Origin of the sequence: Paenibacillus sp. GCM10027626, from assembly GCF_042676285.1 — a bacterium.
Classification (GTDB): Bacteria; Bacillota; Bacilli; order Paenibacillales; family Paenibacillaceae; genus Paenibacillus_Z.
Map to the genome: position 1 here is coordinate 330,665 of NZ_JBHTHC010000005.1, position 17,103 is coordinate 347,767.

8 protein-coding genes and 1 pseudogene are annotated in these 17,103 nt (G+C 46.4%); 1 reads left to right on the forward strand and 8 read right to left on the reverse strand.

Features of this window, described 5'->3' with window-relative positions:
- Positions 1–18 precede the first annotated feature (18 nt).
- Positions 19–730 (reverse strand): annotated as a pseudogene (locus tag ACFQ0N_RS12850) (IS4 family transposase); the annotation flags it as partial.
- A gap of 831 nt (positions 731–1,561) precedes the next feature.
- Positions 1,562–3,898: a glycoside hydrolase family 31 protein gene (locus ACFQ0N_RS12855; RefSeq protein WP_379326564.1), complete on the reverse strand. Its 2,337-nt coding sequence runs from the start codon at positions 3,896–3,898 to the stop codon at positions 1,562–1,564.
- A 170-nt stretch (positions 3,899–4,068) separates the two neighbouring features.
- On the opposite strand from ACFQ0N_RS12855, the gene ACFQ0N_RS12860 reads away from it, so the two are divergent.
- Positions 4,069–4,446, forward strand: coding sequence for a hypothetical protein (locus tag ACFQ0N_RS12860; protein ID WP_379326566.1), 378 nt, complete (start codon positions 4,069–4,071; stop codon positions 4,444–4,446).
- Positions 4,447–4,525: 79 nt separating this feature from the next.
- Here the strand turns inward: ACFQ0N_RS12860 and ACFQ0N_RS12865 are convergent, their stop codons facing one another.
- The 6 genes from ACFQ0N_RS12865 to ACFQ0N_RS12890 form a co-directional block, all read right to left on the reverse strand.
- Positions 4,526–9,301 carry an Ig-like domain-containing protein gene (locus tag ACFQ0N_RS12865; RefSeq protein ID WP_379326568.1) on the reverse strand — a complete coding sequence of 1,592 codons (4,776 nt, stop codon included), beginning with the start codon at positions 9,299–9,301 and terminating at the stop codon, positions 4,526–4,528.
- Between the two features lie 93 nt (positions 9,302–9,394).
- Positions 9,395–11,320, reverse strand: a complete 1,926-nt coding sequence (locus ACFQ0N_RS12870; RefSeq protein WP_379326570.1) for a type 2 periplasmic-binding domain-containing protein — start codon at positions 11,318–11,320, stop codon at positions 9,395–9,397.
- An 83-nt stretch (positions 11,321–11,403) separates the two neighbouring features.
- The gene (locus ACFQ0N_RS12875; protein ID WP_379326572.1) at positions 11,404–12,294 is read right to left on the reverse strand and encodes a carbohydrate ABC transporter permease; all 891 of its coding nucleotides are present in this window, start codon (positions 12,292–12,294) and stop codon (positions 11,404–11,406) included.
- Between the two features lie 12 nt (positions 12,295–12,306).
- Positions 12,307–13,050, reverse strand: a complete 744-nt coding sequence (locus ACFQ0N_RS12880; RefSeq protein WP_379326574.1) for an ABC transporter permease subunit — start codon at positions 13,048–13,050, stop codon at positions 12,307–12,309.
- A 302-nt stretch (positions 13,051–13,352) separates the two neighbouring features.
- Complete coding sequence (locus ACFQ0N_RS12885; RefSeq protein ID WP_379326577.1) at positions 13,353–15,083, reverse strand: sensor histidine kinase; 1,731 nt, start codon at positions 15,081–15,083, stop codon at positions 13,353–13,355.
- A gap of 15 nt (positions 15,084–15,098) precedes the next feature.
- Positions 15,099–16,709: a response regulator transcription factor gene (locus tag ACFQ0N_RS12890; protein WP_379326579.1), complete on the reverse strand. Its 1,611-nt coding sequence runs from the start codon at positions 16,707–16,709 to the stop codon at positions 15,099–15,101.
- Positions 16,710–17,103 lie beyond the last annotated feature (394 nt).

The window sequence follows — 17,103 nt, forward strand, 5'->3', positions numbered from 1 at the left end:
CAGAAAAACATTAATAACTCAAGTTTCGCAGCTTAATTTATAGCTGGGCAAACTTGAAATCCATTGCTGTACTTGACCTAAAATAGCAGACTTCTCCCGTTTGTTTTTCGTTTGGGAGAGCTCAAGGAAGAAAGCGAAGATTTGCTGTAAAGCTGCTTTCAGATCGAGGTCTCGGATTTCATCGGAAAACAAGAAAAATAACCCGCCAAGTGAACGCTGATCCTGATGCCCACGTCGTTCCCACTCCATTAAAAGATAGCGAGTGAAGACGATTGTCGTATGGCTGATCAACATGTCAAAAGAGCGGCCTTGGAACTCGGTTCCCAGTTTCAAATAAGATTTTGTGAATTTGAAAAAGGTTTCGATGCTCCATCGTATCCCGTAAATGCGGACAATTTCAGCATCTGCCAGTTCAATATCCGTGCTCAGAATGGCAAGCCATTCCCTGCGGCAATTGCGATTTTGAACGAAAACGATTTTGATCGAAAGTCCGCAGTCCGTTCGTATGATGATCGAACCGAGCACTTCTTTCTTTGTCGACCGAGGTAGTCCCGCGTGTAGTTCTTTTAGTGACATTCGCTTGTCGCCTACCCGGTAGCGCTGTTTCATATCTTTGATCATGCCGATGACATGCAAGCCTTTCGACATCAGGCTACGGAGCAACGGGGCTTGGGTGAACCAACTGTCCATCAAGACGAAATCCGCCGCAAATCCAAGCTGAAGGGCAACGTTTTTCGACCATGTTTGCTACTTTGAAATTAGGTACCTTACTCCATCAAGCGGGTATACGAAAATCGTTTGGTCTTCCGGCACTTGCTGTTTTCCAGCTCATCTTCACGTTGGTTTTTCAACAGCGCAGACGATCCAAGAGTTCCACGACGGCATCCGGCTTGCGAGAAAAAGCTTCCATACGCCGTTTGTATCCTTGCGTACGTCTGGACAAACGCTCCTTCATTTCACAGAAACGATTCGCTAGTTTGGCGGAGCTAAGCAAAGGTGTTTTTCTGTCAAGTTTGTTAGTTTTAAGCCAAAACGCCAGTAGAATCAAGGGTTATATGCGTTTTCAGGCTGCGAAACTTGAGTTAATCATTTAACGGAATTTTATCGAAGTGTAACTACAAGTTGAAAAATATAAACAACCCACGATGATTACGTGGGTTGTTTATATAGAAAGGAGTTGATATTATTTTATCCTATTCCGTTTAAGGCGATCTGTCGGGAAAATGGAAAAGCCGCACTATCTGCGACTTTTAATGAGATCATGTTCTTGTCACCAGACATGAAGACAGACAAACGAGCTAAACCAACATACTTAACGGTAATACTCATTTTTGTTTGATAGCTCTGCCTCGGGTTGAAAAGGTTAAGTCTAACTTCCAATCTTCCCAGAGGTAACCTACGTGATAACAAACAGGACGTCGGTTTCGTCCTTGATAACTATTGTTGACCTAAATACCACGATATATGTCAACTTGGTAGAATACAGTTCCGTTCTCTTTGCTAGCACGTTCAAAAACCGATACGGCCTTCGCCGCATCGGTCTGCTGCCACTGCTATTACTTCATAAAGTAACTACGATTTCTACAACGTCCTTCTTCCGTTCATCTTCCTCGGCAATCAGCCGAACCGTACGCATGCTTTGATCGAAAACCCAGCCTTCTCCTTCGACGCCGAAAGCGGCATCATCCAGATTACTCATCTCCACTCGTTCCGGCAGCCTCGCCCCATTGATTTCAATGCAGGCGGGCTTCGTATCCGAATGTATCAGGATATCGTAGCTGCGGTTCTCCGGCATTCCCTCGTACCTTCCGGTTCGAGGACTTATTTGCAGGACGACGGCATCCTGTAGTTGTCGGCATTCGATCCGCGTCTCGGCAACGTCCCCCTCCTCATACAGAAAAGTCGTCCCGTCGTCCTCATACAGCGTAAAGTTGCTGTCGCCATGCGGGTAAACACGCACCCCTATACGTTCAACGGTCTTCTCTCCAACGTAGTCCATTTCGGGCCATTCGGGGATGATAGCTCCGGCGCGAACGAATAAAGCTCCTCCCGCATAAGCGGGAATCTTGCTGGCGACGGTTTGCGGGCCCGTGTACCGCTCCTTCGTCCAATAATCGATCCACTCTCCTTCCGGCAAATAGACTTGGTCCGTAAAAGCGGCGACGAGGAAGGAATCGCCAAACATATACTGTCCGAGCAGGTCGTCCGACTTCGGATCGTTCGGATACGCGAGCGGCATAGCACGGATAATCGGCATTCCCGTACGAGCGGCAACATGCGCCGCGGAATAAATGTACGGTAGAAGGCGATACCGCAATTTCGCGTACATCTTGAACATAGCCAGCATCTTCTTATCCAGCAACCACGGATGGCGCCAGTAGGCCCAGCTATTCACCTGCGACCATGGCTGTAAAAAACCGAAGTGGAGACCGGCCGGAGTAAACACCTCCATATCGCAGCTTGTATTGACATGTCCGGACAACCCGAGATTCAGCAGCGATACGAGCGGCTTCGGTCCTCCGCCTGTGTCCCCTGCCCAAGTGGCCGCATATTGCTGGATACCTGCAAACCCGCCTGCCGTATAAATCATCGGTCTGCGTCCCGTCTGCTCCTTAAAGCCGAGATGCATCTGTTTGGCTAGCAAAATCGGATACAGATTGTGCATTTCTTCGTCGATCATTCCATTGCCCCAAAGCCGGTCGGGGTGGTCGAGAACTTGCAAGGCGCCATCCAGCTTAAATGCGGAAACTCCCTGCCTCACAAACTTGGTTAAATGCGCATACCACGCCTCGTCGAGCTTCGTAACCTTATCCATATAGACCGGGTATTGCAGATTCGTATCTTGTTCATAATCGTCCGGATGAGTCCTTTTGAAGCCCGCATTCCCCGTACTCAAGCCGCTTGAACCGCCGCCGGCATTTTCTTTCTCAAGGATCTGCCGCTCCTCATGCAAACTCAAGTCGTAGTCGGAGCATAGCCACAAACTCAATTTAAAGCCGAGTCGTTCCAATGCGCCGAAGAAAGTGGCAGGTCCGCCGTCAGGCAACCAATTCGGAATCGCAAACCTCTCCGGATGCCAGTTCTTATCCACAGAATAATCGTAATGTTTGTCCATCCAGCCCGGTTCCAGCCCGATCAAGTCGCAAGGGATGCCTTCACGGCGAAAGTTCAGCGCATCGTCGATCATCTCTCTCGCATTGGCCTGTTCATTGCACACGAAAGTAAGGCCGTATGCCCAGATCGGGAGAACTTGCGGCTTACCGGCGACGGACGTGTAGCTTTGCAGCAGATCGGCAAACGTTTCCCCCGCGAACAAGAAATAGTCCAGTTCGCCGCGCCGGCCCCAAAATCGCAGCCGATCATTCACCGCGCTGCCGATATCTACGGCGTGGCGCCACGTCGTGTTAATAAGGAGCCCCCATCCTTTGCTGCTCATAAGAAATGGAATCGGCGCATAAGCTTTCACATTCGCCACCCACATGTTCGCCCGATGACCGCGTTTTTGAATTCGATCACGCGTTTCGTCGCCCAATCCGTACACCCGTTCTTGTTCGGCCAACAGAAATTCCGCTCCGAACCCCCGCTGCGGGTCGGACCACGGCGGTATCGCATGGCGTGTTAGCATTTCGTCTCGTGCATTCATAAGTTCGATGAGGCCGCTTCTTTTCTCCACTCGAAGCTGCGCTCGTTCCGTACGGATGTCCAGCACATGCTCTCGGTCGTTAACCGTACAAACGGGATCCCTTTGCCGGCTGTCCAATATGCCGTAACGGATCAGCGCGGGTTCGCGGAAATCGTCGGCCGCGCTTAAGCGGATGTGGAACGTATCCGGCGCAACAACTTGAATGCGCATATGCCCGCCGCTTTGCAATGTAATGTTCAGAAATTTATTTTCCACGCTTTACACCTCTTCTCCGGGTTATGTGCCTGTTTCGGCTTTGCCTTATTGCTTTCTCTGCTTTCGTGGAATTACAATCATTATATATGGGATCGCATACACTTTCGTAGGACGATCGATTGCAACCAATAGTCTATCGATGACTGTTTTGGAGAAGGAAGCATAGCGAGTTGTACGCAAAATCGAACGGTATCGTATTTGAAATTGCCAGTGGCGGATATTTGCGCGTAGATTCGGTATCCCCCGGTACGCTGCGGATTCGCCTTCATGAAACGGACGACTTTCCGGAATCCGCCCTCGAACGCTACGGAATCGTCTTACATCGCAGCTCGTGCGACTACGCGCTCGAATACGACGGTCCTACTTGCACAATCCGAACGGACAAAGCGGCGCTTACGGTCGATACGCGAAACGGCTGTCTTTCTTTGCGCAATGAACGCGGCGAAATGTTGACGTGCCAAGCCGAACGTCCCTGGTCTAAATCTTTTAGCTTCTGCGTTCCAAAGCTGCTGCAAGGCGATAGCGCTGGCCAGAGAGCACCGAGGTAGTTTTGGCGAAACCCGCCATCATCACGGCCGGACCGATATGCGGACTCGCTGGCATTCCAGAGGCAGTTGTTCGACTACGTTATTGCGACGTCTGGAATACAACCGTTGCATCCGGGCCCGTATTCTGCGTTTTCTCCAAATAGCTTCCCAAGAAAGACATACTAAACGTATAGTTGCCCGGCAACAGTTCTTTGCTTGCCGTTCCTCCGGCCGTGGTCCCGAGATCTTTCCATCCGGCGGCATAATATTTTACGATTCCACCTTCGAGCGGATTCCCTAGGCTGTCCTTCAACTGGACTGTCGTGTTGACTGTCTGGAACACTACTGTCGCATTAACGCCTATGTTCTGCGGTATTTCCTTATAGGTTCCGAGATAAGACATGCTAAACGTGTAGTTGCCTGGTAACAACTCCTTGCTTGCCGTTCCTCCGGCCGTCGTCCCGAAGTCTTTCCATCCGGCGGCATAATACTTTACGATTCCGCCGTCGAGCGGATTGCCTAAACTGTCCTTCAACTGGACTGTCGTGTTGACTGTCTGGAACACTACTGTCGCATTAGCACCTGTGTTCTGCGGTATTTCCTTATAGGTTCCGAGATAAGACATGCTAAACGTATAGTTGCCCGGTAACAACTCTTTGCTTGCCGTTCCTCCGGCCGTCGTCCCGAAATCTTTCCAGCCGGCGGCATAATATTTCACGATTCCACCGTTGAGCGGATTCCCTGAACTATTCTTCAACTGGACTGTCGTGTTGACTGTCTGGAACACTACCGTCGCATTAGCACCTGTGTTCTGCGTGATTTCCTTATAGGTTCCTAAGTACGATACGCTGAACGTGTACGTTTTATCGGGTAAGTTCATACTTATATAGCCGGCAGCATCGGTTACCCCAAAGTTTTTCCATCCGCCATCATAATACTTGACCGTTCCTCCGCTCAACGGATTGCCATTACTGTCAACCAATTTAACCATGACGGCATCCTGGTCCAACACTTGCACCGTACTGACAGCCGTTTTCAATCCCTCCAGCGTCATTGCCGTGATGGTTGCCGTCCCGGTGCCGGTCGCCTTAATCGTCACAGTGGTCGTACCATCTACGGAATTATACACCGTATTGGTTACCGATACGATCGAACTGTCGCTTGAGGCAAATGAAACCGTCTTGTTTATGGCATTGTTGGGACTCACGGTGGCCGTAATCGTAGCCGAATCACCGATATTCAACACATCGGACGTTTTATCGAGCGTTACTCCCGTTACAGGATTTGATGGTATTTCGACAAGCCCATCATCAAAATCAGGATCGTCTTGAGGAATTTCCACTCCATTCTCTTCAATGAATCGGAACGCATCGAAATAGAAACCGTTATTTACAAACTCTATTTTGGCTGTATGCTTACCTGCAGTAAGGTTAACCTTTCCTAACGTATAACGTGTAATCGCTAACCAATCTTGCGCATACGGAATCGGCGCCGCAAGAACCTCAACATCGTCAATATACACCTTCACACCCGGTTGAGCATTACCAGCCGGCCAGGCATGCGATGCCTTAATCTCAAAATCATAAAGGTCAGACTGAGCGATTTCAAGCTCGTATTTCAGCCACTCGCCCGCGAAATCTTCGTGTACGACATATCCGTTGCCCAGAGGAAGACTTGCAATCAGCGGAACGCCGTCAGGTCTGTATGTGTTATTAAAAGGCTTCTCGACTATCTTATAGTAGCCAACATTTTGGCCACCTTTCATAAAATCCTCTGCTTCAATCCACGTATTTCCACTGTATTTACTTTTGAAGGCTTGCTTGGGAACGGTTTTCGTTACGCTTCTCATCCAGGAAGGATACTCCGCTTTAGCAAGCAGGTTTTGGTATGATGCTTCCACGCCGGCATTTTGCATGATGGATACCGCTTCCCCAGGCCATTCGCCATTGCTGATTACGTGGGTGTTCGTGAGCTTATTTGTAGGCGATCGAAGCACGATATTCTTTGCTACTTCTACATAGTTGTTATCCGCAACTAAATCATGTGTATTATTCAGACCTACAAACCACATCGTTGGCGTATCTTGAAACACATTGCTTTGTATGTTGAAATATCCGCTGCCCGAGTCAGTATACACACCGCCGAATGGCATGGCGCCCGGCCCGCTTTTCTTGAAGTAGTTATTGGAAATCACGCTTCCCGGATTGGACCCCAATGTGTACAGATGTGCGCCATCTTTCAAGGAATGCACAGCATCCTCAAAATAGTTATACGACACATTGATGTTCCCGGCTGTCCTCGAATCATAAGCGCCCCAGCCCCAACCAACGCTTACGCCGGTGTATGGCATTTCCATAATACTGTTGTGCGTAATATTAATGCCATATTCATAATAGTCACTGATCCCTACCGTGCCGCGATATTCGTTTGCTGCGCGCCGGATGACATTATTTTTAATCGTCACGTTTTTAACCGTTTCCATTCCCGGCTTCACATTCTGATGTTCCCATGTTCCAATGATGATGCCGCTTCCGCTGACGTCTCTGATGACATTGCCTTCAATTTTCGAGTCACTTACCGCATCTACCATACTGATTGCCGCAGAGCCGAGGTTGGAAAAGCTGCTGTTCAAAATTTTTATATTCGTCGCCTTATTCACAGCAAACTGCGCAGGCATCATCAAGTTTGATAACAAGGACGATTTGTCGTTAATATTCTGAATAGCATCAGCCTGAACTTGAATTAGCCCTGTGGTACTTACTTCATTCCAGGCACCATAGCGAATATCAAGATTATCAAAGACAAGATTGGAAACTTTATTGGCGGCACTGCTGCCTTCAATTCGGAACATGAACTCCAAGTCGCCTACAAAAATGTCACTGCCATTCAAATTCTGCTCCGTGTAAGGATAGTAATAAATATACTTTTCATCCTTGGAGTAGTAAAACTCACCCGGCTCATCTAAAAGTTCCTTTGCATTTTCAATGTAGAAATGTTTTCCGCGAGAAACGGTAGTAACATGCGTACCAGGTGTATTTTTGCCCGACCAATAAGGCTGCTTCATGATAAAATGGACCTGATCGCCTTCCACTGCCATATCCTCGACAAGCGTTCGCTGCGATGCCCATTCCAGATCCCAAACCAGCTCAATATCGTTCGCATGGGTTACATTTTTGGGAAAGTTGATGGCAGATGTCGTAAATCCATCGTTTTCATTTGCGCTGCCTGCCACTTTATAATCCTCGTTGTACGTATAGGTGTATTTACTTCTTGCACGCACCGCCGGAAACCCGTCTATATATAAATTTCTTACCGTTTCCTCTTGATCGAGGCTAGCTCTCCAGATGGAACCATCTACCTGCTCCCAATCCGTTACCTTCTTACCTCCGCTAATGAGCGGCGGTGAATCTTTACTTACACCGCGATAAACGATGTTAAAACCATTTTTGCCGCTATGCGTCTCGTCGAACCGTTCCGTTTCACTAAGCTGATAATAACCAGGCATGATGTTAACGACAATATCGCCTGTCATCGCATTGCTTAATGCAGCTGCTTCCTGCTTGGCGCGTGATAAGGTTTTAAAAGGACTGCTCTGCTCGCCCGTATTTGCATCATTCCCGTTATCACTGACATACAAGTTCATGTATACAGGGTTCTCAGCAGGCTCAAAGCTTACCGATTCGAAGGAATAGCCGCCAATCACGTTGGTTATGCGAATGGTATTTTTACCCTTCCTCAGCAGCGTCGTTGCGGCAAGTCTCGGCGCTGTAGTCAGATAATCCCCTGTTGGCTCAAGAAATCCGCTATAACTATTGGTACCGTTTACAAGTACAGTGACTTCTTTCGTTCCTTCGGCATTTGGCATACCTACTGTCATGAACAATTTGTAATTTCCATCCGTTGGCGCCATCACGTCGTACTCCACCCACTGGCCGGTCTGGAAGCTAAGATATTGGGCTTCTTGTGCGATTCCGCCGCTGGAATCCGAGTACTGATTTGCCGGGGCGGTAGTTGTCACTTCATTGGAAAGATTGATGAGTTCAACAGGCTCAAAACTTACCGTTTCAAAGTAATAGCCGCCAATCACGTTGGTTATGCGAATGGTGTTTCTTCCTGCTTTGAGTTGCATGGTTGCCGCAAGTCTTGTCATTGTAGAAAAGTAATCCCCCGTTGGCTCAAGCGTACCCTCATAATGATCGGCATCGTTCACCAGTACGGTTACTTTTCTTGCGGAACCTGGCATCCCTGCTTTCATGAGCAGATTGTACGTTCCGTCCGCCGGCGCTATGACGTCATACTCCACCCACTGGCCGCCCTGAAAGCTAAGATATTGGGCTTCTTGGACGATTCCGCCGCTGGAATCGGAGTAATGATTTGCCGGAGCGGTGGTTATGGCTTCATTGGAAAGGGGAATCGTCTTGTCTGCAACAAAGCTGACCGATTCGAGATAATAGCCGCCAACCACGTTGGTAATCCGAATGGTATTGATCCCCGCATTCAGTTCCATCGTTACCGCAAATCTCGTCATTGTAGAAAAGTAATCTCCGGTTGACTGAAGGTGCCCGCTATATGAAGTGGTACCGTTTACAAGTACAGCAACCTCTTTGTCGCCTGGCATCCCTACTTTCATGAGCAAATTGTACTTCCCGGCTGTCGGAGCTACGACATCATATTCCACCCACTGATTGGTCCGAAAGCTAAGATATTGGGCTTCTTGTACGATTCCGTCGCTGGAACGCGCATAATTATATCCCGCAACGGTCGTTTTGGTTTTGTTGGAAAGGCTTACAGGCTCTCCTGCGGCAAAAGCAAGGCCTGGACTTATACAGGAAAGCAGCAAGGCAATCATCAAAAAAGCGGCAACCATTTTTTTCATTTCTACTACGCCTCCCGCCCATTTCGTATTGTACTCGGGTTAAGAAAATCAACAGGAAAGATCAATACGATCTTTCCTGACAACCATTATCCACTACTTGGCACGTTTCTCAAGCAAAGGCAAGGCAACTTTCGTCTGCTCTTCCAGCATTTTATCGATATCTACGACTTTTCTCGCATTGGCTAGCGCCGCATCCCATTTCTTATTGAACTCTTCTTCATTCTTAGCCGTCAGCGTAACCTTGAACGGATCATCCCAGGAAGCCCGCGTCGCCCACAGCTTCTGCACTTCCGGAATGTTGGCATATTCAGCTGACCATGCCTGGATGTTAGGAACAGGGGTGAATCCTTTGGTCCACTCGCTGCCTGAAGGAATTCTCATCGCTCTGGCCAACGTTTGGAAGCTGATTTTGTTATTAAAGAAAGCCGGTGAATAAATACTTGCCGCGCCCCATTGCCCAACGCCTGTCCAGAAACCTGGTGTGCCGCCGGAGTAAGGCTTATTGTTGAAATTCAGACCTTTCGCATCCCGCCAGTCCATCGCCTTCATATCCCCATCGACCAAAAGCTTTTGCATGTTCGCATCTTTGAACGTCCGTGTGCCATCGGCGTTCGCCGTATATAACGCAGCTTCCTTGGTTCCCCAGAACTTGATCTCTTCCCATTCCTTGGTGAACTGCGTGTTGATCCAATTCAACACCTGCGGGACTTCATCTTCCTTCAACGTTTTCAATAACGATAACGTTTCTGCGAAAGTAGGCGGTCCTTCTTTAAACGCCAGAAATTCCGGAAGCTGTGGAACCTGCGTAAAGAAAGGAACATAATGATAGGTTTTCCCGGATTTCTCCAACTCCTGGTTCACCTTATCAATCCCGCCTACCCAGCCTGGGGCAATAATCGCATATTGACCATTCATAACCTTTTCTTTGAACTTTTCCGCGTTATGCACCAGAGACTCCGGATCAATGACCTTATCGTTAATCATTTGGTTCTGGATGCTCCCTGCTTGCTTGATGACAGGGTTCGCATAACCGAATTCCATCTTCTTCTGCGGGATATTCATATACCCCGTATAGTAATAGCCGCCTTTATATCCTAACATTTCAGCTCCGAGTACAGCCAAAGCCAACCAGTTATCGCCGCCGTCGTATCCGAAGGAATAGACCGGCTTGTTCCCTTCTTTAAGCCCCATATCCCTGATGTCATACATCAGCTTTTTGTACTCTTCTGTTGATTTGATCGGCAATACCAGCTTGTCTCCGATCGGCGCATTATTCGCTTTGATCAGATTCATAATTTCTGCATAGTCCTTGGCCGTTGGTATAAGCTTTTTCAGAATATCATCTCTGATGGCCAGGGGGTTGGTTGAGGTGCCTGACCAAGTCAAACGGTCTTTCGGCGTCGAGAACGCATCCACGAATTTATCGCTTAATGTCGCATCCATCTCTTTATCTACCATTAAAGAGAAAGGAACACCATATATTTTTCCGTTTATTTTGATAGACTCCCAAATATATTTCGGTACCGCCTTCCATACGTCGGGAGCGTATTTCTGGAGCATCTCTGGCGTCAGCTCCCAGTTCAAATCCCCTTCATGCAGCTTCGCATGATGCGCCGGCCCTTGTTGGGACTGGGTGAGAACGAGGTTCGGCAAATTACCGCCTGCAACGAGCGCTGTCAGCTTCGGTTCCCACTGCTGCCCGCCATTTCCGTAAAATTCTTTAATTTTCACCTTTGTTTTTGCGGCAAGCCAGTCTCCCGGAATATCCTCCTTCGGTTTCTCGACCGCCTGCACATCCGTCCCTTGCGTATTCCAGATGGTAATCTGAAGCTCCTTCGAAGGCGTATACCCCACAGGCGCGGTTGAAGATGCTTGTGGGCTTGTTGATGAACCTGATGGTGACGGCGACCCCTCCTTTTTGCTTCCGTCTGACGTACAGCCTGCAAACAGACTGCCCATCATCGCGACAGTAAGAAACAGACCAACCGGCTTGGCAAAGCTTCGTTTCATAGAACCCATTGAACCCCTTCCCCTTTCCTGTATTTAGAAATTAGAATATGATAAACACCTTGCGGCATTATATCCAGCATCCAGCGCAAAATCTACTCTTTAACGGCGCCAATCATGATACCCTGGATAAAATATTTTTGCAGAAAGGGATAGAGCAAGACGATAGGAAGCGTTGCCACGATCAGCGTAGCCGCCTTTACGGATTCCGCCGTAACCTTAAAGCTTTGTGCGTCTCCCCCGGACATTGCGCTTGCCTTTGCCATTTCATTCACAAGCTCCGCTTCCTTGACCACCTTGTACATAATAAATTGCAGCGTGTAGAGATTTTTTTTCGTTACAAAATAAAGCGAGGTTGTCCAGTCATTCCAGTGTGCCACAGCCAGCCATAACGTCACCGTCGCCATAACCGGCATTGAAAGCGGAATCATAATTTTAAACATGATCTGCACTTCATTGGCTCCATCGATTAACGCTGATTCTTCCAGGCTTTTCGGTATCGACTGAAAATAGGTGCGAACGATGATCATATAGTAAAAAACAAAAGCCATCGGAATCACATAAACGAGAAAATTATTCATCAAATGCAAATACCGGTATAACATGTACGTCGGGATCAACCCTCCTGAAATAAAGGTCGGGATAATCAGAAAGTTGATCAGGAAATTTTTCCCAGGAAGGTCTCTTTTCGTCAAGGCATACGCCGCGCCTGTTATTAACAGAATCCCTAATGCCGTTCCTGAAACGACTCGGAGGAAAGAAATCATCAAGGAATCAAGAAAACCCGCATTCGTAAAAACCGTACGATAATTTTCCCAGGTAAATACTCTTGGAAATAACGTAATGCCGCCGAATATCGTGTCCTCCCCATCATTCAAAGAAACGGCAAGCTGATTCAAATAGGGATAGATCGTAATCACACTTAAGACGATCATGAACATGATATTATAAACATTGAACATCCGAACGCCTATGCTCTGTCGCACGATCCTGCTCCTTTACCAAATACTGATACTGCTTACTTTCCTCGATACGCGGTTCACGATATAGACAATAAGGAAAGAGACGATGCCTTGCGCCAAGCCAAAGGCTGTAGCCAACGAATAATTCCCTTGCTGCACACCCAGTTTGTAAACCACGGTATTGACAACCTGCGTTTGCTCTACGGTGTAAAGATTTTGGAATCCGAAAACCTGTTCAAAATTCGCCGTAACGAGACCGCCGGAATTGAGAATAAAAATAATCATCGCCGTTGGCAGTATTCCAGGCAGCGTGATATGAACAATTTGCTTCCATCTGCTGGCTCCATCCACTACGGCCGCCTCATAAAGCTGGGAATCGATTCCGGCAATAGCCGCCAGGAAGATGACAGACGACCAACCAACATTTTTCCAGAGATGCGAGCCAAAGAGAATGCCTGCAAAGTTGTCGGGGTCCATGAGGACATTCGTCCGTTCCGCGCCTTCTCCGAAGAGGAAAACCTTGAAATCATTGAATGGGCCGCTCATTTCAAAAAAGCTGTAGAACAGAGCAACTACCGAAATCCAGGACAAAAAATAAGGTAAATAACTGATCGTTTGCACGACCCTTTTGAAATATTTCCCTCTCAGCTCGTTAAACATTAACGCGAGTATAATCGGCAGGGGAAAACCGAGAACGAGAATAAGCGAGCTATACCAAATCGTATTGCCTATCGCTTTCAAAAACATCGGATCCGTGAAAATCGTCACAAAATGTTTCAACCCGACGAATGGGCTCCCCAAAAATCCTTTGAAAATGTTAAATTCCTGGAACGACATGATAATCCCAATCATGGGCAAATAACAGAAGATGACTGTCCAGACAAATGCCCCCGAAATGAGCAGGTATAAAAACCTGTACCGAATGATTTTGTCGATAACGATAAGTAGGGCTCCCTTCTCTTTGTTGTACTTGTATATCTTGCGGCACACTCTGATTGTATGGAATTGCCTAGGTCGTTTCCAGACAACAATCTCATGAAAACTATCACTATTTGCTTGAAAACAAGAAAAAGCGAGGTTCGTCACGACGAAGCCGTCCCGCTCTTCTTTCGGCCCGTCAATTCTTGTTCATTCAGAGCCGCTATTGGAACCAAAACCATCGTACCTTTGCCGATTTCGCTCTGTATCTGGATGATATATCCATTTCCATAATAAGCTTGCAGCCGTCTCCTTACATTTCTGATCCCGTACCCGCCAAAGCTTGCCGATGCCGAATACGTATCGTTCATCAAATTCGCAATCGTTTCCTGCTCCATTCCTCGCCCATTATCGCTAACCTCGAATACAATATCTGATTGATTCCAATATCCCTTAATCGTAATCCTTGCATCTTCTTCCTTTCCGTTGAGTCCATGCAGGATGGCATTTTCTACAATCGGTTGAAGCAAATGCTTAAACGTATAATATTGGGCTATTCCTTCCTCAAGCTCAACCTCCAGACGATAGTCGCAAGAATGCGAATGAACGTTAATCTTTACATATTCCTCGATCATTTCCAGCTCAGCGCTTATTTGAATGATTTGATTCCCTTTATTTAAAGCAGTCCTGTAATATTTGGTTAAGGCATTGACGATATCAATCGTTTTCTGATCTTTGTTCCAGGATGCCGTCCATTTAATGACAGACAAAGAATTATAGAGAAGATGCGGGTTGATTCGTGATTGCAACAGATCGATTTCCAGTGCGTTGTTATGCTGGTATATCTCATTCATTCTGCTTATGAGGGTTTTAAATTTCTGTTTGATGATCGCAACCTCGTCATCCCCCTCGATCTCAATCAAATTTTCATTCAGCAAGAGGCTCTCCTTCTGCTTGATCTGGTTAATAAAGCTTTGCAAATTTTGCGTAATTTTCCGGGAGGTGAAATGGGAAGCAATCAGCATAAGCGCTACATACACGAAAAAAAACACCGATAAAAGCAACAGGGTCGTCAAGGTTTGCTTATATATTTCTTTTCTGGGGAGAGCTACGGTTAAGGTATGCCCGTTTTTTAATTTTTCGCTCTGCATCACAAAATTTTCAGGTGTAATGTCATGGACGTTGTTTACTATTACATTGGAATGGTTGGTAAATTGCAGGACATCCCCCTGATCGTTCACTAAAAATATCAACGCATTCCCCTGGATTCCGCTATTGTCTATTATGGCTTCCAGTACTGTATAGGGGATATTCACTTCCAGAATGCTAACAGAAATATTAAAGTCTACTATATTGCGATAAAAGGTGACATACTTCTCCTTGTTTTTCAGCGTCAGCTGCTGCTCCCACAAAATTTCTGTGGCGGGTGCGCTCGCGGCTTTGACAAGCCAATCATTCGCGCTTGTTTCTTCCATAACATGGACAAATTTTCCTTCATATAGCGACTGATTGGAAGTATGAATGATGTAAGGACTCTTGATATGACCGCTAAAGGGCTCACTGATCATCGCGTTTATATTGTCCATGAAATAGATCATCTGCTCCAGATTGCCGCTGTAATCTTTTTGAAGATGATTAATCAGATACTGATTGGTAATAATCGAGCTGCTTTTATCAATATACTTGACCAGTGTTTCATTGATGAAGTTGCTGCTTTCATTGATACGCTCTCTCACATGATCTGAATATTTTTTCGTAATATCGTGATACGTATTTATACAAATGATGACGGCAATCAGCACAAAGGGAAGCATGGTGAATGCAATCAGATTTTTGAAAATTCTGCTTTTCAGCGTGGAAGTCGGTACAACCGATCTAATCAGCTTTGTTATCAACTGTTCCTCCCCATTTCACGTTGAGTGCCGATCCCTGAACTGCTTAGGTGATAATCCGGTATATTCTTTAAATACAGATGCAAAATAAGAGTTCGTTTTATACCCCGACTTCTCTGCAATCTCATAAATTTTCATTTCGGGATTCAACAGCATCCCTTTAGCAGCTTCCATTCTTCGCATAATCAAATAATCGAAAATCGTTTGCCCGGTTTGACTTTTGAAGATGAAGTTGGCATGGCTTGCGCTAATATATAGTGAACTGACGATTTGACTCACATTGTCGATCTCCGTGTATCTTTTTTCGATAATCGCTTTAATTTCCTCCACTACCTTCTGGTAGCGCCCATTTGCCGCTTTGTTGAGAAATGTTCTGACGGTGTTAATCATGCTAAACAACCAACCTTTAATATCCATCATGGTTTCAAACCGTTGCAGCTTATTCCAGACATCCAGATCATACCCGAAAACACTCTCATAGCTTTCATTTCGCTCAATCAAAATCGTTTGTACCACATTGATAATCGAAAATGCCAGGCTTTTTACATACGTCTCGGGATATAACACCGCTGTGTTATAATAAACATCCAGAAACGCAGCAACTCCTTCTTCCTCTCCGCTTTCAACAAGCCGTTCTATGCTCCGTTTGATTTCCAGTATATTGTATTGAAACCCGGTATCGGGCTCCTTTACTTCTGATGCCATAATAATGCGGTTGCCACTGCCAAAAAACTTTGATTTTACCGCATATTCAGCAGTTTGGAATAAGTCAGGCAGCGTCTTCAGGCTGCTGGAAAACTCCGTGATGCCAATCGTGATATGCAAGCCTTTTTGATTAACCGCTTCTTTGCAGCTGTTGGCTGAATCAATGATGGCAGTAAGCATTTCCTCACGGTTTGCATCCTGCATCATAAGAATGATCGCCAGACTGTTATGCTGTTGATTGGTCACGTAGCCCTGAATGTCCTGTAAAATCGTTTCTTCCACACACTTCTGTATGCTGTAAATTATCATTTGCCTGTCTTCTATGGATAGTTCCGTATATAAAACATCAAAATTGTCAATTTGCATAAAGAGCACCGCAACATATTTATTCGTAAAATCCATGCCCAGGTATTTCATGCGCTCCCTTATATCCTGCTCATCCTCTAATTTCCCATATAACAGATCCCGGATTAATTGCTCCTGAAGAAGGGGCATGCTTTCTTGAAGCTGCTGTCTTAGCCTCTGTTCGTTCTGCTCCTTCTCGGCTTCCATCATCTTTATATGTTTTACCTTTTCAATGGTTTGCGTTAACTCCTGCAAATCGATCGGCTTTAATATATAGCCATAAACCTCTAGATCAATCGCACCTTTTAAATATTCATAGTCGTCAAAACAGCTCATAAAAATAAACTTTGTTTCTGGCAGCTCAGCTTTAATCTTCTGCGTCATCTTAATGCCATCCAGAACAGGCATAGAGACATCCGTCAGGACAAAATCAGGCTTTCTTTCAACAGCTTGTCTGTAGCCATCCAACCCGTTAACAGCAAGCCCAACCACTTCGATTTGGAGAGAAGCCCAGTCGATCAAACCACGTATACCCTTTCGATCTGATGGATTATCATCAACAATAAGAATGGTCATCATCTGCATATCCCCCTAAATAATCTTCATAATGTAGGCGCTTTCATATATAAAACAGTATTCCGTGCCCTGCTCAAGCGCCATCGCAAACCTGGTACGCTGTTATTGTACTGTAGCAGATCTGGGGCAAAGAAATGAACCTAAATTTTGAAAGCCCATCAGGATGCAAAGGTGATCATCCAAGAGCGGTTTGAGGACTGTGAATAAGCGATAGTAGGACCAGCGAGAATCGAAACAATTGTCCACATGGGGATAACTTCCCCCTCCCCAGTGACGAAGCGCTTTCATTTTTGCATGTGAAATTATGGTAATGGTCATTCCAATTGAACCACTCTGGCTTCGATGCGTTTCCAAGCGTGTCGCTTGTCGAATTCCTTGACTAGCTTGAGCACAATCG